Annotated in this window: 18 protein-coding genes; 12 read left to right on the forward strand and 6 right to left on the reverse strand. The window is 74.1% G+C overall.

The window, feature by feature from the left end; genetic code table 11:
* Nucleotides 1-41 precede the first annotated feature (41 nt).
* A complete protein-coding gene (locus ACFVXK_RS20555; RefSeq protein ID WP_389613633.1) occupies nt 42-281 on the forward strand; it encodes a WhiB family transcriptional regulator in 240 nt (79 codons plus the stop codon).
* Nucleotides 282-355: 74 nt separating this feature from the next.
* Here the strand turns inward: ACFVXK_RS20555 and ACFVXK_RS20560 are convergent, their stop codons facing one another.
* The 5 genes from ACFVXK_RS20560 to ACFVXK_RS20580 form a co-directional block, all read right to left on the reverse strand.
* A complete protein-coding gene (locus ACFVXK_RS20560; protein WP_389613635.1) occupies nt 356-1,327 on the reverse strand; it encodes an acyl-ACP desaturase in 972 nt (323 codons plus the stop codon).
* Nucleotides 1,328-1,570: 243 nt separating this feature from the next.
* Nucleotides 1,571-3,217 (reverse strand): ABC-F family ATP-binding cassette domain-containing protein, encoded by a 1,647-nt coding sequence (locus ACFVXK_RS20565; protein WP_389613637.1) that lies wholly within the window; start codon nt 3,215-3,217, stop codon nt 1,571-1,573.
* 197 nt (nt 3,218-3,414) lie between these two features.
* Nucleotides 3,415-3,831 carry an SsgA family sporulation/cell division regulator gene (locus tag ACFVXK_RS20570; RefSeq protein ID WP_389613639.1) on the reverse strand — a complete coding sequence of 139 codons (417 nt, stop codon included), beginning with the start codon at nt 3,829-3,831 and terminating at the stop codon, nt 3,415-3,417.
* A gap of 179 nt (nt 3,832-4,010) precedes the next feature.
* Nucleotides 4,011-4,478, reverse strand: coding sequence for a (4Fe-4S)-binding protein (locus ACFVXK_RS20575; protein WP_389613641.1), 468 nt, complete (start codon nt 4,476-4,478; stop codon nt 4,011-4,013).
* Between the two features lie 197 nt (nt 4,479-4,675).
* Nucleotides 4,676-4,975, reverse strand: coding sequence for a YciI family protein (locus ACFVXK_RS20580; RefSeq protein ID WP_389613643.1), 300 nt, complete (start codon nt 4,973-4,975; stop codon nt 4,676-4,678).
* Nucleotides 4,976-5,000: 25 nt separating this feature from the next.
* On the opposite strand from ACFVXK_RS20580, the gene ACFVXK_RS20585 reads away from it, so the two are divergent.
* From ACFVXK_RS20585 to ACFVXK_RS20610, 6 genes are all read left to right on the forward strand, one after another.
* Nucleotides 5,001-5,693: an endonuclease V gene (locus tag ACFVXK_RS20585; protein WP_389613645.1), complete on the forward strand. Its 693-nt coding sequence runs from the start codon at nt 5,001-5,003 to the stop codon at nt 5,691-5,693.
* A gap of 55 nt (nt 5,694-5,748) precedes the next feature.
* A complete protein-coding gene (locus ACFVXK_RS20590) occupies nt 5,749-6,738 on the forward strand; it encodes a DUF4129 domain-containing protein (protein WP_389613647.1) in 990 nt (329 codons plus the stop codon).
* Nucleotides 6,735-7,271 (forward strand): hypothetical protein, encoded by a 537-nt coding sequence (locus ACFVXK_RS20595; protein WP_389613649.1) that lies wholly within the window; start codon nt 6,735-6,737, stop codon nt 7,269-7,271. Before ACFVXK_RS20590 ends, ACFVXK_RS20595 begins: the two co-directional genes overlap by 4 nt.
* A gap of 139 nt (nt 7,272-7,410) precedes the next feature.
* A complete protein-coding gene (locus ACFVXK_RS20600; protein ID WP_389613651.1) occupies nt 7,411-8,346 on the forward strand; it encodes an AAA family ATPase in 936 nt (311 codons plus the stop codon).
* Complete coding sequence (locus ACFVXK_RS20605) at nt 8,343-9,827, forward strand: DUF58 domain-containing protein (RefSeq protein ID WP_389613653.1); 1,485 nt, start codon at nt 8,343-8,345, stop codon at nt 9,825-9,827. The genes ACFVXK_RS20600 and ACFVXK_RS20605 overlap by 4 nt, the downstream gene beginning before the upstream one ends.
* Nucleotides 9,824-10,441 carry a hypothetical protein gene (locus tag ACFVXK_RS20610; RefSeq protein ID WP_389613655.1) on the forward strand — a complete coding sequence of 206 codons (618 nt, stop codon included), beginning with the start codon at nt 9,824-9,826 and terminating at the stop codon, nt 10,439-10,441. Before ACFVXK_RS20605 ends, ACFVXK_RS20610 begins: the two co-directional genes overlap by 4 nt.
* On the opposite strand, the gene ACFVXK_RS20615 is transcribed toward ACFVXK_RS20610, so the two are convergent.
* Complete coding sequence (locus ACFVXK_RS20615; protein WP_389613657.1) at nt 10,438-11,649, reverse strand: saccharopine dehydrogenase family protein; 1,212 nt, start codon at nt 11,647-11,649, stop codon at nt 10,438-10,440. The two genes, ACFVXK_RS20610 and ACFVXK_RS20615, sit on opposite strands and share 4 nt — an antisense overlap.
* Nucleotides 11,650-11,939: 290 nt before the next feature.
* Here ACFVXK_RS20615 and ACFVXK_RS20620 point away from each other — a divergent pair, with 290 nt between their 5' ends.
* The 5 genes from ACFVXK_RS20620 (at nt 11,940) to ACFVXK_RS20640 (ending at nt 18,762) form a co-directional block, all read left to right on the forward strand.
* Nucleotides 11,940-13,079, forward strand: a complete 1,140-nt coding sequence (locus ACFVXK_RS20620) for a CaiB/BaiF CoA transferase family protein (protein ID WP_389613659.1) — start codon at nt 11,940-11,942, stop codon at nt 13,077-13,079.
* Nucleotides 13,079-14,104 (forward strand): LLM class F420-dependent oxidoreductase, encoded by a 1,026-nt coding sequence (locus tag ACFVXK_RS20625; protein ID WP_389613661.1) that lies wholly within the window; start codon nt 13,079-13,081, stop codon nt 14,102-14,104. The genes ACFVXK_RS20620 and ACFVXK_RS20625 overlap by 1 nt, the downstream gene beginning before the upstream one ends.
* An 8-nt stretch (nt 14,105-14,112) precedes the next feature.
* Complete coding sequence (locus tag ACFVXK_RS20630) at nt 14,113-15,255, forward strand: acyl-CoA dehydrogenase family protein (RefSeq protein WP_389613663.1); 1,143 nt, start codon at nt 14,113-14,115, stop codon at nt 15,253-15,255.
* Between the two features lie 62 nt (nt 15,256-15,317).
* Nucleotides 15,318-16,532 (forward strand): acetyl-CoA C-acetyltransferase, encoded by a 1,215-nt coding sequence (locus ACFVXK_RS20635; protein ID WP_389613665.1) that lies wholly within the window; start codon nt 15,318-15,320, stop codon nt 16,530-16,532.
* 58 nt (nt 16,533-16,590) lie between these two features.
* A complete protein-coding gene (locus ACFVXK_RS20640; protein ID WP_389613667.1) occupies nt 16,591-18,762 on the forward strand; it encodes a 3-hydroxyacyl-CoA dehydrogenase NAD-binding domain-containing protein in 2,172 nt (723 codons plus the stop codon).
* Nucleotides 18,763-18,799: the final 37 nt, after the last annotated feature.

Here is an 18,799-nt window from a genome sequence, read left to right on the forward strand (position 1 = left end):
GCGTTGATCGGATGTACATCGGCCCCGTCCAGGATCGCCGCATGTCGATGAACACCACCGCCGCAGCCCCCGCCTGGTACGACCTCGCCCTGTGCGCCCAGACGGGCCCGAGCTTCTTCTTCCCGGACCCGGGCTCCTCCGTCCAGGACGCGAAGCGGCTGTGCGGGGAGTGCGAGGGCAGGGCGGCGTGCCTGGAGTACGCCCTCGCCAACGACGAGCGCTTCGGTGTCTGGGGCGGCCTCTCGGAGACCGAACGGCAGGCCCTGCGCCGGCGCGGCTGAACCGCGCGGCCGGACCGGGCGGCCCGCGCGGTTCAGCCGGGTGGTTCAGCCGGCCGGTTCAGCCGGGCGGGGTCTCAGCCCTTCCGGGCGGCCATGCGCGCGGCACGCGCGGCCAGGCGCTCGTCGAACTTGCGGGCCTCGGAGTCCAGGCCGTTCATGAACAGCCCGAGCTCCTCCTGGGCCTTCTGCCCGTCCGGACCCAGCCCGTCGATGTCCATGATCTTGAGGAAGCGGATCACCGGGCTCAGCACGTCGTCGTGGTGGATCCGCAGGTTGTAGACCCCGCCGATCGCCATCTGCGCGGCCATCCGCTCGAAGCCGGGCATGCCGTGCCCGGGCATCCGGAAGTTGACGACGACGTCGCGCACGGCCTGCATCGTCAGGTCGGGGGCGATCTCGAAGGCCGCGCCCAGCAGGTTCCGGTAGAAGATCATGTGCAGGTTCTCGTCCTGCGCGATGCGGGCCAGCATCCGGTCGCAGACCGGGTCACCGGACTGGTGGCCGGTGTTGCGGTGCGAGATGCGGGTCGCGAGCTCCTGGAAGGCCACGTACGCCACCGAGTGCAGCATCGAGTGGCTGTTGTCCGACTCGAAGCCCTCCGACATGTGCTGCATCCGGAACGCTTCCAGCTTGTCCGGGTCCACGGCGCGCGAGGCCAGCAGGTAGTCGCGCATCACGATGCCGTGGCGGCCCTCCTCGGCCGTCCAGCGGTGCACCCAGGTGCCCCAGGCGCCGTTGCGGCCGAACAGGGTCGCGATCTCGTGGTGGTAGCTGGGCAGGTTGTCCTCGGTCAGCAGGTTCACGACCAGCGCGATCTTGCCGATGTCCGTGACCTTCGACTGCTGCGGGTCCCAGGCTTCGCCGTCCTCGAAGAAGCCCGGGAAGTTCCGGCCGTCGCTCCACGGCACGTACTCGTGGGGCATCCAGTCCTTGGTGACCTTCAGATGGCGGTTGAGCTCCTTCTCGACCACCTCTTCCAGCGCGTACAGCAGCTTGGCGTCGGTCCACGCCTCCGAGCTGCCGAGGTGGGGAGAGGTGATCGTCACGGGTGCTCCTGGGGACAAAGCGAATTACCTACGGTTCCGTAGCCTACGGTCTCGTAGGTTAAGCGTGACATCAGGGCGAGCCAAGCCCCAGCCGTCGGCCTGTCCGGCTACATCCCGTTATCTATGCAGTTGTAGGGGGTGGCGAGGGCCTCCTGAGGGGTGAGAATCACGCCGGAAGGTGGCCGGCCCCTCCGGCCTTGACGGCCGGAAGGGCCGGAACGCGGGCCGTGGCGGCCCGGCGGGTCAGTCCTGCCAGAGCGAGGCGCGGACCTCTTCGGCGGTGGTCGCCCGCAGCCCCCGCTCGCCGTCGAGCAGCAGCCAGCGGGTGATCCCGACCGACTCCAGGAACGGCACGTCGTGGCTGGCCACGATCAGCGCCCCCTCGTACGACTCCAGCGACTCCCCGAGCCGGCGCACGCTCGCCAGGTCCAGGCTGTTCGTCGGCTCGTCCAGCATCAGCAGCTGCGGAGCCGGCTCCGCCAGCAGCAGCGCCGCCAGCGCCGCCCGGAACCGCTCGCCGCCCGACAGGGTGCCGGCCGCGCGGTCCGCCCGGGCGCCCCGGAAGAGGAAGTGCGCGAGCCGCGCCCGGATCAGGTTGTCGGAGGCGTGCGGGGCGAACCGCGCCACGTTCTCCACGACCGAGTGCTCGTCGTCCAGCACGTCCAGCCGTTGCGGCAGGAACCGCGTCGGAACGTGCGCCACCGCCTCACCCGACACGGGGGCCAGCTGCCCGGCGATGGTCCGCAGCAGCGTCGTCTTGCCGGAGCCGTTCGCGCCGACCAGCGCGATCCGCTCCGGACCGCGCAGCTCCCACTCGCCTTCCACGCCCGGCCCGTGGGCCGGCCGCAGATCGGTCAGGGTCAGCACCCGCCGGCCCGGGGGGACCTGTGTGGCGGGCAGCTCGATGCGGATCGCGTCGTCGTCGCGCACCGCCTCCACCGCCTGGTCCAGCCGTTCGCGGGCGTCCGCCAGCTTCTCGGCGTGCATCGTGCGGTGCTTGCCCGCCGATTCCTGCGCGGCGCGCTTGCGCGCGTTCATCACGATCTTCGGCTCGCGCTTGGTGTCGTACATCTTCTGCCCGTACCGCTTGCGGCGGGCCAGTTTCAGCTGGGCGTCGGCCAGTTCGCGCTTCTGGCGCTGGACGTCGGCCTCGGCGACCCGGACCATCCGCTCGGCCGACTCCTGTTCGGCGGCGAGCATCTGCTCGTAGGCGCCGAAGTTCCCGCCGTACCAGCGGACTTCGCCTTCGCGCAGGTCGGCGATCTGGTCGACCCGATCCAGCAGCTCCCGGTCGTGACTGACCAGCACCATCACCCCCGACCAGGACTCGACGGCCGCGTACAGGCGGCGCCGGGCCCGCAGGTCCAGGTTGTTGGTGGGCTCGTCCAGCAGCAGGACGTCCGGCCGGGCCAGCAGCAGGGCCGCGAGCCGCAGCAGGACGCACTCGCCGCCGGAGAGTTCGCCGACGGTGCGGTCCAGGCCGATGCCGGCGAGCCCGAGCTGGTCGAGCACGGCCAGGGCCCGTTCCTCCACGTCCCAATCGTCGCCTACGGCGGCGAAGTTGGCCTCGGTGGCCGCGCCCGCCTCGATGGCGTGCAGGGCCGTGCGGGCCGCGCGGATGCCGAGCGCCTCGTCGACGCGGAGGGCGGTGTCGAGGGTGGCGTCCTGCGGGAGGTAGCCGAGGGTGCCGGCCACGGACACCTGGCCCCCGGACGGGGTCAGGGCGCCGGCGACGAGCTTCAACAGGGTGGACTTCCCGCAGCCGTTGAGCCCGATCAGGCCGGTGCGGCCGGGGCCGACGGTCCACTGGAACCCCTCGAAGACGGGGGTTCCGTCGGGCCAGTCGAAGGACAGGGCGGAGCAGGTGACAAAAGTAGGGGTATGACTCATGGAGGCCTCCAGGTTGCGTGAGCGGTGCGTGCAACGCGGGGAGACAGCCGACTGTCACAAGGGTGTGGTCGTGGTGGTCGGTGTCTCGGACCTCAGAAGAGCAATGTCCTACTCCGTTTCGACGGCTATGGGGCACGGACGAAGTTACGGGCGGCCTGAGCCGCCCGCAACCGAATAAGACCGCCGCCCCGGCAGGCTCAGCAGGAGCCGCGCATCAGCTCGTCCAGGCTGTGGTCCATGTCCAGGTAGCGGTGTTCCAGCCCCGGCGGGACCAGCTCGCGGGAGCGCTCCAGGAATCTCTGGATCTCGGCCGTGTCCATCAGCACGATCGCCACCCCCTCCGGAGCGTGGAACTCGACCGTCGTGCGGTCCCCGTCGTACGGGCGCACGCGCACGTCGCCGCAGCCGGCCGGGTGCTGGATCCCGGACATCAGCAGCTCCCGGGCGAAGGTCCACGAGACCTCGACGCCCTCGAGCGTGGCGAGCGCGGGGAAGGCCATGCGGACGGCGAAGGGATCCGAGCGGTCGTAGCAGAGGGTGACGGGGACGGTCTCGACCTTCGGGGCGGTGGCGACCAGTCGTGCCTGTACGGCCTGCTCGATGACAGTGATCAAGGCTCGCTCCCTTGCGGCGGATCTGCTGCCGGGCTGTGGGGTGGAGCCCGGCAACCGGATAGACGCCGGAATCGGCAAATCCGTGCAGGGCAGATGACGTGAGCTGCATCACCGATTGGCTGGATTCCGCCCGTGCGATCGCACAGAGTGACCGAGAGGGGGGTGTGGGGAAAGGGGTCTCACTCCTTCCCGCAGGCGCCCGAGTGATCGCAATAAGGCTGGTTACCGCTCACTCCACAGGCGCAAAGCACCGCTCTGGTCTCCCTCCGGACCACTCCCGCGGCGGTGGTCACGCTGAGTTGCCCCCGGAGGAACAGTTGGCCGAGAGGCGACCGTACGACACTGGTCGGCCGGTCCCCCTCCTCCGCCGGGCCGGCGGACAGCCGGTACTGCAGCGCCCCGGACGGGCAGCGCCGCACCACCTCGGCGACCCGCTCCGGAGCGGCCCCGTCCGGCTGGATCCAGGGGCGCAGTGCGGTGTCGAACACCTCGGGCAGCCCGCCCACGCACCGGGCGGCGTGCAGGCAGCGGCCCGCGTCGTAGGTGACGGTGATCCCCGCGCCCGCGTACGCCTTCGGCTGCGCGGGCCCTTCCGGCGCTTGCGGCTCCGCCGGCTCGTTCGGCTGGTTCGCTTCGATGGAGGCCATGGGCCCACGCTAGGAAGGCGAGACCTGGAACGCACCCTGGACGGCGAAATGCGGGTGCGTCGGCTTCGCGCGCCATGAGACTTCTGGGAGTCGGCATGTGCGCGGCGGTCCTGCCGGCGGCGGTGACGGCCGGGCCGGCCGCCGGGGGCGGGGCGACCGCGCGGGTGCTGCACTCCGCGGACCGGGGGCCGGCGTGGCTACGACGGGAGGGACTCGCGGACCGGTGCCAGGTCCGCGGAGGTCTTCGTGGCGACGAACTCCGTGATGCGGTACTCGCACACCCCCGCCACCGCCAGCGGATCCCCGGCGGCGATCTCCTCGATCTCCGCGCGCGACACGCCACGGGCCAGGACGACCCCGCCCCGCCGCGGCACCTGACGCCCCGAGGCGAGGAAGACGCCGGAGGCGTAGTACCGGTCCAGCCAGGCCGTGTGCGCCTCCAGTTCCGCGTCGACGGCATCGAGCGGCGCGATGTAGGTGAGCTCCATGACGAACATGATCGGCAGGCTACTCTCGCACTCCATGACACGTGTGAAGACCCCCGCCGACGAAGCAGAGGCCCGGGAGATACAGGACGAACTGCGCGAGGGCCTGGTGCTCGACGAGCCCGGCCCCGAGCCCGGCCGCGGGCTGGTCGCCGGGGTCGACGTGGCCTACGACGACGGCCGCGACCTCGTCGCGGCCGCCGCCGTCGTCCTCGACGCAGCCACCCTCGAGGTCGTCGCCGAGTCCACCGCCGTCGGGCAGGTCAGCTTCCCCTACGTGCCCGGCCTGCTCGCCTTCCGCGAGCTGCCGACCGTCCTCGCCGCCCTCGACGCGCTCCCCGTCACCCCCGGTCTCGTCGTCTGCGACGGCTACGGCCTGGCCCACCCCCGCCGCTTCGGCCTCGCCTGCCACCTCGGGGTGGTGACGGGCCTGCCCAGCATCGGCGTCGCCAAGAACCCCTTCACCTTCACCCACGAGGAGCCCGGCGCCCCGCGCGGCGCGGCCTCGCCGCTGCTCGCCGCCGACGGCTCGGTCGTGGGGCGGGCGCTGCGGACGCGGGACGGGGTCAAGCCGGTGTACGTGTCCGTCGGCCACCGCGTCTCCCTGGACAACGCCTGCGCCCACGCCCTCGCCCTGAGCCCCCGTTACCGGATCCCCGAGACCACCCGGCACGCCGACGCCCTGTGCCGGCGGGCCCTGCGCGAGGCCGTCGCGCGGACCGTCATCTGATCTTATTGATCACCGACGGCCGGTGTGCGAAGCTGCCGCTCCTAAGGGGGCGGTGGTGGGACGGGAACGCACGGCCGGCGGGCGGCGGGGGCGCGGCGGCACCGGCGCCGCACCGGCCGCACCGGTGGTGCTCGCCGTGGGCGGAACCGCCCTCGCGGCCCTGCTGTTACACCCCGCCGCCGGCCTGTTCGCCGAGGGGCGCGGGCCGCTCGGCGGCAACCCCGTCCTGGTGCTCGGCCTCGCCCTGCTGTCCCTCCTCGGCGGCTTCGCCCTGCGCGGCCGGTACCTGGAGCGGCTCGGCGACCGCGAGGCGCTCGGCCCCGTGGAGCGGCGGCTGGCCGACGGCGTGGGCCGCCTGCTCCTGGCCGTTCCGCCGGCCCTCTGCGCGCTCATCGTGGCCCTGCACCGGTTCGGTGCGTCCTCCGGCGGCGGCGCCCCCGGGGGCGCAGGGCCCTCACCCCTCCCCGCCGCACCGCGGGATCCGGTGCCCGCCCCGGCCCCCACGGCGGCGGCCGCCCCCGCCGTCCACGACACGGACCCCGGGCTGACCCGTCTCCTGCCCGGTGCCGGCGTCGTCCTGCTCGCCGTGGCCCTCGTCCTCGCCGCGCTGTGGCTGCGGCGGTACCTGGCCCGACCGCCCGGGCCCGCGGCCCCGGCGGCGTACGCGCCCCCGGAGGGCGACGGCGACGGCGACCGGGAACGCCTGGCCGAGGCCGTGGACTCCGGGCGCCGCGCCCTCCTGCTGGACGGAGCCGACGTCCGGGCGGCCGTCATCGCCTGCTACGGCGCCATGGAGGAGTCCCTCGCCGGGTCGGGCGTGGCCCGGCACGCCTCGGACAGCCCGCAGGAGCTGCTGGAGCGGGCCCTCGCCGGCGGTCTGCCCGCGGCGACGGCGGCCACCGAGCTCACCGCCCTGTTCCGCGAGGCCCGTTACTCCACCCACCCGATGGACGCCGGCCACCGCGACCGGGCGGGGGCCGCGCTCGCCGCGATCGCCCGGGCGCTGCGCCCGCAGCCGCCCGCCGCCGGGACGGCCGCCCCGTGAGGGCACGCGTGCGCATCCGGGGCGCCGTCGACTCCGTGCTCGGGCCGCCCGGTTCGGTCCGGCACTCGCTCGCCGTACTGGCGGGCACCGCCCTCGCGGCCGTGGTGCTGCTCGCCCTGACGGACGGCGCCGCCGCGGCCGGGGCCGGCCTCGCCCTCCTCACCGCCGCGGCCCTGGCGCTGGGCCGCTACGCCGCGGGCGGCGCCGCCCAGGACGGCGGACGCCGCGAGCCGGTGCGCCTGCGGGACGGCCGGGCCCCGGCGCTCGGCCGGTGGCGGCGCCTGGTGGCCGACACCCTCGCCGACGAGGACGGCACGCACCTGCGCACCGTCATGCGGCCGCAGCTGCAACGGCTGTTCGCGGCCCGGCTCGCCGAGCGGCACGGCGTGGCGATGTACCGGGACGCGGAACGGGCCCGGGCGCTGGTCGGCGACGGGCTGTGGCCGTGGATCGACCCCGGGGCCCCGCCCCCGCGACCCACCCTCCCCGAGCCCGTCCTGCGTTCCCTCCTCGACCGCCTGGACTCCCTGTGACCGCGCGCCGACCCCTGGCCTCCGAGACCGCACCCGGCGCCGCCCCCGGCCCGGGGGGGGGCGGCTCGGGGCGGCCGGCCGGCCCGTCCCGGGCCCCGCCGGCCGGGCGCCCCGACAGGCCGGCGAGCGGGCCGCGGCCGTGCTCGGTGAGATCCGTACCGCCGTGGCCGGCGGCCCGGAACCGCTGGAGCTCGTCATGCTCGGCGTCCTCGCCGGGGGCCACGTCCTCATCGAGGACCTCCCGGGGCTCGGCAAGACCCTGCTGGCCCGCTCCTTCGCCACCACCCTCGGACTGGACTTCTCCCGCCTCCAGTTCACCCCCGACCTGCTGCCGTCCGACGTCACCGGCGCCCCGTTCTACGACCAGCGCACCGCCGAGATGGTCTTCCGGCCCGGACCCGTCTTCACCCACCTCCTGCTCGCCGACGAGATCAACCGCACCCCGCCCAAGACCCAGGCCGCGCTCCTGGAGGCGATGGCCGAGGCGCAGGTGTCCGTCGACGGCTCCACCCGGCCGCTCCCGCAGCCCTTCGTGGTCGTGGCCACCGCCAACCCCATCGAGTACGAGGGCACCTACAGCCTCCCGGAGGCCCAGCTCGACCGGTTCCTGCTGCGGGTCCGGATGGGCTACCTCACGGCCTCCCAGGAAGCCGGCATGCTGCGCGCCCGCGTCGACCGTGCGGCGCCCGAGGCGGTGCTGCGCACCCTCTGCGGGCCGGGCGAACTGCTGGCCATGCGGGCGGCCGTGGAGACCGTGGAGGTGGACGACGACCTCCTCGACTACGTCGTCGCCCTCCTCGGCGCCACCCGGAGCCACCAGCACATCCAGGTCGGCGCCTCTCCGCGCGGCGGTCTGGCCCTGGTGCAGCTCGCCCGCGCCCGCGCGGTGCTGGAGCTGCGGGACTACGTCACCCCGGAGGACGCCAAGGCCGTGGCCGTGCCGGCCCTCGCCCACCGGGTCACCCTCAAGCCGGAACTGTGGGTCCGGCAGATCGACGGCGACGACGTGATCCGCGAGATCACCCGGTCGGTACCCACCCCGCGCACCCTGCCGCGCACGCCGACCGCGTCATGACGGAGCCGCCGGAGCTGCCGGAGCCGCCGACGCCGCCGGAGCCGCCGGAGCCGCCGGAGCTGCCGGAGCCCGTGGAGCCGCCGGAGCCGCCGACGCCGCCGGAGCCCGTGCAGCCGCCGGAGCCGCCGACGCCGCCGGAGCCGCCCGAGGCCCGCAGGGCGGAGGCCGCCGTCCGCCGGGCCCTGGACGGCCACCAGGACCCGGACCTGGCCGCCGGGCCCCCGCCGCCGCCCCCGCCCGGCCGGCGCGCCGGCGAACGCGCGCTGCGGCTGGGCACCCTGACCGCCGTCGCGATGGCCGCCGCGCTGCTCAGCGGGCGCCCCTGGGTGCTCGCCCTCGCCGCCGGACCCCTGGTGCTGCTCGCCCTCGCGCTGCCGGACGGCCGGGCCCCGCACACGGTGACGGCCCGGGCCGAGGTGGAGCCGCGGCGGTGCTTCGAGGGCGAACGGGTACGGGTGCGCGTCGCGGTGGCCTACGAGGGCGCGGGCCGCCTGGACCCCGGCGTCCACCCCGGCCACGGCGTCCGGCTCGACCACCTCGCGGCCGGCCCCCACCACGTCGAGCTCCACTTGACCGTGACGCGCTGGGGCCGCTGGAGCCTGGGCGCGGTCGACGTCGACGTCTACGACCAGGGCGGCCTGGCCCGCCGCACCGTGCGCGTCGACCTCGGTGAGATCGCCGTCTTCCCGGAGCCCGGACACGCCCGCCTCACGCCCGTCCCGGTCCGGCTGCCGCAACGCCCCGGCGAGCACACGGCGCTGCAGCGCGGCGAGGGCGTCGAGGTCACCGGCGTGCACCCGTACGTCCGCGGCGAACGGCAGCGCCGCATCCACTGGCCCGCCACCACCCGGCGCGGATCCCCGCAGGTCCACCGGTTCGCGGCGGAGCGCACCGCCGACACCGTGGTGCTCCTGGACGCGCTCACCGACGTGGTCGACCCGGTCACCGGCCGGTCCACCCTCGACGAGACCTTCCGGGCCGCCGCCGGGCTGGTCCGCGCCTACCTGCGCACCCACGACCGGGCCGGTGTCGTGTCGGTCGGCGGAACGACCCGCTGGCTGCGGCCCGGCAGCGGCCAGGGGTACTTCTACCGCGTGGCCGAGAGCGTGCTGGACGTCCGCAAGGACCGCGCGCACCGCTCGGAGGGCCTCGGCCCGCTGCCTCCGCCCGCACTGCCCGACGGGGCACTGGTGTACGCCGTGACCCCGCTGGCCGACCAGCGGATCTTCGACGTCCTGCGGCAGCTGCGCGGGCGGGCCCATCCGCTGGTGGTGGTCGAGGTCCCGACCGGCGACCCGGTCGTGGAACCCGGCGACACCGAGGGGGAGTTCGCGCTGCGGCTGTGGCGGGCGGAGCGCGCCGCCATGCGCTTCGGGCTCGTGGAGCACGGCATCGCGGTCGTCACGCACCGCCCCGGCGAGACCCTCGACCTGGCCCTCGCACCCCTCCTGCGCACCCGTGTCCCCGGAGCCCGCCGATGACCCCCACCGCCACTCCCGTCCACCCGGCCCCGTCCCCCGGGGACGGCCCCCGTGCACGCGGGTACGCGCGCCTCACCTCCCGCCTCACCGACCGGCTGCTCGGGACGGCGCTCGCCGTCGCGGCCTGTGATCCGCCGGCCGTGGCCGGTGCGCCCCTGGCGCGCGGGGTGCCGCTCGTCGCGGCCGCGGCCGCCGCCTGGTGGGCGGCTCCGATGGTCGACGCGCGGCCCGTCCGGACCTCCCTGCGGCTGCGGGCCGTCCTGGCCCGCCGCCGGACGACCGTGCTGCCGGCCGCGGCGATCGCGGTCGCCGCGGCCACCGGGCCGCCGTTCTGGCTCGTGGTCTGCCTCGCCGCCCTGCTGCCCGCCTACCTCCTCGTCACCGACCCGTGGACGGCCGGTGCCACCGCCCCGCCCGGCCGGCCGCGGGCCACGCCCGCCCTGGCGGCCGTCGCCGCGACCGCGGTGGTCCTGCTCGCCGCCGAAGCACCCGTCGCGAGCACCTCGTACGCGCGCCTCCCCGCCGCGCTCGCCGTCGTGACGACCGCGGCCTGCCTGCTCCTGGCCCTGCGCGGCCGCCGCGGGGCGGGGCCCGATCGGAAGGACACGGCTTAGGACTCCGCCGCCACCCGGAAGCGGATGCCCGCCTTCTGGAGGCGGTCCAGCAGGGCGTCGCCCATCGCCACCGCCGTCGTCAGCTGGCCGCAGGCCTCGGGCAGGGCGTCGTACGCCAGGCAGAGCGCCGACTCCGCCAGCATCTTCGCCGTCTCCCCGTAACCCGGGTCCCCGCCCGACACCTCGGTGAACACGCGCCGCCCGCCGCCCTCCCCGACGAAGCGGACGGTGAACCAGCTGCGGGCGCGCCGCTCCGCGTCCGGGCCGCTGCCCGGCTCCCAACGGGCCATCAGCCACCGCCGCGCCGCCGGGACCTGGGCCAGCGCGGCCGCCGTGCCCAGCGCCGCCGTCCCGCCCAGGGCCACCGGCAGGTGGCGCACGGAGGCGTAGTGCCGGTAGCGGAAGTCCGGCCCGTAACGGTCCAGCGCGGCCGCCGACCGGGTCACCACCCGGGGGTCCAGCGTGGGCAGCGGCAGCGCCCAGGTCCCGGTCTCCCGGCTGAACCTCGGCACCCCCACCGGGCCGCGCACCCGCCGCCCCGGCAGCCGGGGCTGGTACAGCCTGCGCTCCCGCGCGGCGGCCAGGGTCTGCGGGCCCCTGCCCAGGGCGGTGAGGGCGGAGGCCAGGGTGCCGCCGGAGGCCAGCGCGGAGGAGCGGACGAACCCGTCCACCCGCAGCGGCACCCCGTCCGGCAGCAGCCCCACCGTGAAGTACGCCCCCAGGTCGGCCGGTACGGAGTCGAACCCGCACGCGTGCACCAGCCGCGCCCCCGTCTCCCGGGCCCGCGCGTCGTGCGCGACGTACATCCGGTCGACGAACTCCGGCTCCCCGGTGAGGTCCACGTAATCGGTGCCCGCCTCCGCGCAGGCCGCGACCAGCTCCGCCCCGTACCAGACGTACGGCCCGACGGTGGTGGCCAGCACCCGGGTGGCGGCGGCCAGTTCGCGCACCGCGCCCCCGTCGGCGGCGTCGGCGCGCAGCAGCGGCAGGCCGGCGCAGGCCGGGTTCAGGGCGGTCAGCCGCTCGCGCAACCGCTCCAGCCGGCCGGGGTCCCGCCCGGCCAGGGCCCAGCGGCAGCCCGCCGGGGCGTGGAGCGCCAGGTACTCGGCGGTCAGGGCCCCGACGAACCCGGTCGCGCCGAACAGGACGAGGTCGAAGTCCCGTCCCGGACCCGGCTGAGGGCGGCTGCGGTGGACGTGCTCGGTCATGGAACGTTCCTCCCGGCTGGTGTCGGTGGCCGAGGCTAGCGTGGGTCCCGACGGTCCGTGCGCGCAGGTGTGACCTGCGGTAAGCGGGAGGGTGCGATGAGGGCTGCGGTACGCGAGTGGCAAGCGGTGCGCGCGTTCGCGCCCGGGCTGCCGGTGGGGGAGGCGGTGGGGGAGGCGGAGATCGAGCCAATCGGCTAAGCGCTTGCTCTTGTGCGGAATGGGGCGCCTTCCTAGCATCACTGGTGTTACATCAGTTGTGTCACACACGCACCAGGGACGCTGGGGGCCCGATGACAGAGGCGAAGGCGAAGACAGGGACCGGCCCGCTCGCCGGGGTGCGCGTCGTGGAACTGGCGGGCATCGGGCCCGGCCCGTTCGCCGCCATGCTCCTCGCCGACCTCGGCGCCGACGTCGTCCGCGTCGACCGGCCCGGCGGGGGCGGGCTCGCCGTCGACCCGGCCTACGACGTCACCAACCGCAACAAGCGCTCCGTCCTGGTCGACCTGAAGTCCCCCGAGGGCCCGGCCCGGGTGCTGGAACTGGCCGAGCGGGCCGACGTGCTCATCGAGGGCTTCCGCCCGGGCGTCGCCGAGCGGCTCGGCGTCGGCCCCGAGGAGTGCCTCGCCCGCAACCCGAAGCTGGTCTACGGCCGGATGACCGGCTGGGGCCAGCAGGGCCCGCTCGCCCACACCGCCGGGCACGACATCGCGTACATCGCGGTCACCGGCGCCCTCGGCATGATCGGCAGCCCCGACGGGCCCCCGGCCGTCCCCGCCAACCTGGTCGGCGACTACGCGGGCGGCTCCCTCTACCTGGTCATCGGCGTACTCGCGGCCCTCCGGCACGCCGGCACCCCCGGCGGCGCCGGCCAGGTCGTGGACGCGGCGATCGTCGACGGCACCGCCCACCTCACCGCCATGATCCACGGGATGGTCGCGGCCGGCGGCTGGCAGGACCGGCGCGGCGCCAACCTCCTCGACGGCGGCTGTCCCTTCTACGGCACCTACGAGACCTCCGACGGCCGGTACATGGCGGTCGGCGCGCTGGAGCAGCAGTTCTACGACACCTTCGTCCGCCTCCTCGGCATCGCCGACGAGGCCCCCGCCCGCAAGGACCTGGCCCGCTGGGGCGAGCTGCGCGAGGCCGTCGCCGCCCGCTTCAGGACCCGTACGCGCGCCGAGTGGACCGAGGTCTTCGAGGGCACCGACGCCTGCGTGGCCCCCGTCCTCTCCCTCGCCGAGGCCCCGCACCACCCGCACCTCGCCGCCCGCGCCACCTTCACCGACTTCGGCGGGATCACCCAGCCCGCCCCCGCACCCCGCTTCTCCGCCACCCCCACCGCCGTGACGAGCGGCCCGGCGCGGCCGGGGGCGGACACCGCATCCGTGGCCCGCGACTGGGACCTGCCGGGCCTGACGAAAGGCGCCTGATGGAACTGTCCATGCTGCTCGACTACGCGGGCGACCCGCGCCGGGCCGCCGACGAGGCGGCCGCGCTGGAGTCGGCGGGACTCGACGCCGTCTGGGTCGCCGAGGCCTGGGGCTTCGACTCGCCGACCATCATGGGGTACCTGGCGGCCCGGACCGAGCGGATGAAGATCGGCTCGGCCATCGTCAACGTCTACTCCCGCACCCCCGCGCTCATCGCCCAGACCGCCGCCGGGCTCGACGCCATGTCCGGCGGCCGGGCCCTGCTCGGCCTCGGCGCCTCCGGCCCGCAGGTGATCGAGGGCTGGCACGGCAAGCCCTACGACAAGCCGCTGGGCCGCACCCGCGAGACCGTCGAGCTGTGCCGGCGCATCTGGCGCCGCGAGACCATCGACCACCACGGCATCACCGACATGCCCCTGCCCCCCGAACGCGGCGGCCGGCACGGCAAACCGCTGAAGCTCCTCACCCGCCCGGTCCGCGACCGCATCCCCGTCTACGTCGCCTCCCTCGGCCCCGCCAACGTGGCCCTGACCGCCGAGATCGCCGACGGCTGGCTGCCCACCCTCTTCCTCCCCGAGAAGGCGCACGCCGTCTGGGGGAGCGCCCTCGCCGAGGGCGCCGCCAAGCGGCCCGCCGGGCTCGGCCCGCTCCAGACCGTCGCCGGCGGCCTGCTGGCCATCGGCGAGGACGCGGCGAAGGCCCGCGACCTGGCCCGGCCCCAGATCGCCCTGTACGTGGGCGGGATGGGCGCCGTCGGCCGCAACTTCTACAACGACCTCGCCGTCGCCTACGGGTACGAGGAGGAGGCCCGGAAGATCCAGGAGCTCTACCTCTCCGGCCGCAAGCGCGACGCGGCCGCCGCCGTCCCCGACGAGTTCTGCGAGCTCATGACCCTCTGCGGACCCGAGGGATACGTCCGCGAGCGCGTCGAGGCCTTCCGGGAGGCCGGCGTCACCCTGCTCAACGTCACGCCCGTCGGCCCCGAGCCGGCCCGGCTGATCGAAACCGTCAAGAGCTGGCTCTAGGGGGGCCCATGCAACGCCGCATCTACGACGCCGACCACGAGGCGTTCCGCGAGACCGTCCGCACCTTCCTCACCAAGGAGGTGCTGCCGCACTACGACCAGTGGGAGAAGGACGGCATCGTCAGCCGCGACGCCTGGCGGGCCGCCGGCCGGCAGGGCCTGCTCGGCCTCGCCGTCCCCGAGGAGTACGGGGGCGGCGGCAACCCCGACTTCCGTTACGCGGCCGTCCTCGCCGAGGAGTTCACCCGCGCCGGCGCCCCCGGCCTGGCCATCGGCCTGCACAACGACATCATCGGCCCCTACCTCACCTCCCTGGGCACCGAGGAGCAGAAGCGCCGCTGGCTGCCCGGGTTCTGCTCCGGCGAGACCATCACCGCGATCGCGATGACCGAGCCCGGCGCCGGCTCCGACCTCCAGGGCATCCGCACCAGCGCCGAGGACCGGGGTGACCACTGGCTGCTCAACGGCTCCAAGACCTTCATCTCCAACGGCATCCTCGCCGACCTGGTGATCGTCGTCGCCAAGACCACTCCCGAGGGCGGGGCGCACGGCCTGTCCCTGCTCGTCGTCGAACGCGGCATGGCAGGCTTCGAACGCGGCCGCAACCTCGACAAGATCGGCCAGAAGTCCCAGGACACCGCCGAACTCTTCTTCAACGACGTGCGCGTCCCCAAGGAGAACCTCCTCGGCGAGCTCGACGGTGCCTTCGTCCACCTGATGACCAACCTCGCGCAGGAGCGCATGGGCATCGCCATGGCCGCCATCGCCGCCGCCGAACACCTCCTGGAGATCACCACCACGTACGTCAAGGAACGCGAGGCCTTCGGCCGCCCGCTCGCCAAGCTCCAGCACATCCGCTTCGAGATCGCCGAGATGGCCACCGAATGCGCGGTCACCCGGACCTTCCTCGACCGCTGCATCACCGACCACGCGAACGGCGAACTGGACCACGTCCACGCCTCCATGGCCAAGTGGTGGGCCACCGAACTCCAGAAGCGGGTCGCCGACCGCTGCCTCCAACTGCACGGCGGCTACGGCTACATGACCGAGTACCGCGTGGCGCGCGCCTTCACCGACGGCCGCATCCAGACCATCTACGGAGGGACGACCGAGATCATGAAGGAGATCATCGGCCGCTCCCTGCTCGGCTGACCCGCTCCCGCCGGCTCCGCCCCTCCCGACGCACCCCGGACCTCCCCCGAAAGGCAAGACCTGTGAGCACCGAAGCGTACGTGTACGACGCGATCCGCACCCCGCGCGGGCGCGGCAAGGCCAACGGCGCCCTGCACGGCACCAAGCCCATCGACCTGGTCGTCGGCCTCATCCACGCCCTGCGCGAGCGCAACCCCGGCCTCGACCCCGCCACCATCGACGACATCGTCCTCGGCGTCGTCGGCCCGGTCGGCGACCAGGGCTCCGACATCGCCCGCATCGCCGCCATCGCCGCCGGACTCCCCGACACCGTCGCCGGCGTCCAGGAGAACCGCTTCTGTGCCTCCGGCCTCGAAGCCGTCAACCTCGCCGCCGCCAAGGTCCGTTCCGGGTGGGAGGACCTGGTCCTCGCGGGCGGCGTCGAGTCCATGTCCCGCGTCCCCATGGCCTCCGACGGCGGCGCCTGGTTCGCCGACCCGATGACCAACTGGGACACCGGCTTCGTCCCCCAGGGCATCGGCGCCGACCTCATCGCCACCATCGAGGGCTTCACCCGGCGCGACGTCGACGAGTACGCCGCCCTCTCCCAGGAGCGCGCCACCACCGCCATCAAGGAGGGCCGCTTCGCCGGCTCCGTGGTCCCCGTCACCGACCGCAACGGCCTGGTCGTCCTCGACCACGAGGAGTTCGTCCGCCCCGGCACCACCGCCGACACCCTCGCGAAGCTCAAGCCCTCCTTCGCCGACATCGGCGACCTCGGCGGCTTCGACGCCGTCGCCCTGCAGAAGTACCACTGGATCGAGAAGATCGACCACGTCCACCACGCCGGCAACTCCTCCGGCATCGTCGACGGCGCCTCCCTGGTCGCCATCGGCACCCGCGAAGCGGGCGAGCGGAACGGTCTGCGCCCCCGCGCCCGCATCGTCTCCGCCGCCGTCTCCGGCTCCGAGCCCACCATCATGCTCACCGGCCCCGCGCCCGCCACCCGCAAGGCCCTCGCCAAGGCCGGGCTGAGCATCGACGACATCGACCTCATCGAGATGAACGAGGCCTTCGCCGGCGTCGTCCTGCGCTTCGTCAAGGACATGGGCGTCTCCCTCGACAAGGTCAACGTCAACGGCGGCGCCATCGCGCTCGGCCACCCCCTCGGCGCCACCGGCGCCATGCTGCTGGGCACCGTCGTCGACGAACTGGAGCGCCAGGACAAGCGCTACGGCCTCGTCACCCTCTGCGTCGGCGGCGGCATGGGCGTCGCCACCATCGTCGAACGCGTCTGATCGTCCTGATCCCCGATCCCAGATCCCTGATCCCTCCCCTGACACGGAAGTAGCGAACATGAGCGAGTCCACCACGATCCGCTGGGAACAGGACGAGACCGGCGTCGTCACCCTCGTCCTCGACGACCCCAACCAGTCCGCCAACACGATGAACCAGGCCTTCAAGGACTCCATCGCGGCCGTCGCCGACCGCGCCGAAGCCGAGAAGGACTCCATCCGGGGCATCATCTACACCTCCGCCAAGAAGACCTTCTTCGCGGGCGGCGACCTCAAGGACATGATCGGGCTGCGCCCCGAGGACGCCCAGGTCGCCTTCGACACCGGCACCGAGATCAAGCGCTCGCTGCGCCGCATCGAGACCCTCGGCAAGCCCGTCGTCGCCGCGATCAACGGCGCGGCCCTCGGCGGCGGTTACGAGATCTGCCTCGCCTCCCACCACCGCGTCGCCCTCGACGCCCCCGGCTCCAAGATCGGCCTGCCCGAGGTCACCCTCGGCCTGCTCCCGGCCGGCGGCGGCGTCACCCGCACCGTCCGCCTCATGGGCATCGCAGACGCCCTCCTCAAGGTCCTCCTCCAGGGCACCCAGTACAACCCGCAGCGCGCCCTGGCCGCCGGCCTCGTCCACGAACTGGTCGCCACCCCCGAGGAGATGCTCGCCAAGGCCCGCGCCTTCATCGACGCCAACCCCGAGTCGAAGCAGCCCTGGGACGTCCCCGGCTACAAGATCCCCGGCGGCACCCCGTCCAACCCGCGCTTCGCCGCCAACCTCCCGGCCTTCCCCGCCAACCTCAAGAAGCAGCTGAACGGCGCCCCCTATCCGGCCCCGCGCAACATCCTGGCCTGCGCCGTCGAGGGCTCCCAGGTGGACTTCGAGACCGCCCTGACCATCGAGGCCCGCTACTTCACCGAGCTGGTCACCGGCCAGACCGCGAAGAACATGATCCAGGCCTTCTTCTTCGACCTCCAGGCCGTCAACGCCGGCCGCAGCCGCCCCCGGGGCGTCGAACCCCGCAAGGTGCGCAAGGTCGCCGTCCTCGGCGCCGGCATGATGGGCGCCGGCATCGCCTACTCCTGCGCCCGCGCCGGCATCGAGGTCGTCCTCAAGGACGTCACCCCCGAGGCCGCCGCCAAGGGCAAGGCCTACTCCGAGAAGCTGCTCGACAAGGCCCTCGCCAAGGGCCGCACCACCGAGGCCAAGCGCGCCGAGCTGCTCGCCCGCATCACCCCGACCGCCGTCGCCGCCGACCTGGCCGGCTGCGACGCCGTCATCGAGGCCGTCTTCGAGGACACCGCCCTCAAGCACAAGGTGTTCCAGGAGATCCAGGACGTCGTCGCCCCCGACGCGCTGCTCTGCTCCAACACCTCCACCCTGCCCATCACCGGCCTGGCGGAAGGGGTTTCGCGGCCCGCCGACTTCATCGGCCTGCACTTCTTCTCGCCCGTCGACAAGATGCCGCTCGTGGAGATCATCAAGGGCGGGCGCACCGGCGACGAGGCCGTCGCCCGCGCCTTCGACCTGGTCCGCCAGATCAACAAGACCCCGATCGTGGTCAACGACTCCCGGGGCTTCTTCACCTCGCGCGTCATCGGCCAGTTCATCAACGAGGGCGTCGCCATGGTCGGCGAGGGCATCGAGCCCGCCTCGATCGAACAGGCCGCCGCCCAGGCGGGCTACCCGGCCAAGGTGCTCTCCCTGATGGACGAGCTCACCCTCACCCTCCCGCGCAAGATCCGCAACGAGACCCGCAAGGCCGTCGAGGCCGAGGGCCGCACGTGGACCGAACACCCCGCCGACACCGTCATCGACCGCATGGTCGACGAGTTCGAGCGCCCCGGCCGCAGCGGCGGCGCCGGCTTCTACGAGTACGACGAGAGCGGCAGGCGCACCCGCATCTGGCCCGGCCTGCGCGAGCACTTCGCCAAGCCGGACGCGGAGATCCCCTTCGAGGACATGAAGGAGCGCATGCTCTTCGCCGAGGCCGTGGACACCGTCCGCTGCCTGGACGAGGGCGTGCTCACCTCCGTCGCCGACGCCAACATCGGCTCCATCATGGGCATCGGCTTCCCCGCCTGGACCGGTGGCGTGATCCAGTACGTCAACGGCTACGAGGGCGGCCTGCCCGGCTTCGTAGCCCGCGCCCGCGAGCTCGCCGCCACCTACGGCGAGCGCTTCACCCCGCCTGCCTCCCTGGTGGCGAAGGCCGAGCGCGGGGAGACGTACGCGGACTGACGCCACGCACGCGCAGGGGCCGCCCCGGGAACCGCCC

Origin of the sequence: Streptomyces sp. NPDC058157 (assembly GCF_042884105.1) — a bacterium.
Taxonomy (GTDB): Bacteria; Actinomycetota; Actinomycetes; order Streptomycetales; family Streptomycetaceae; genus Streptomyces.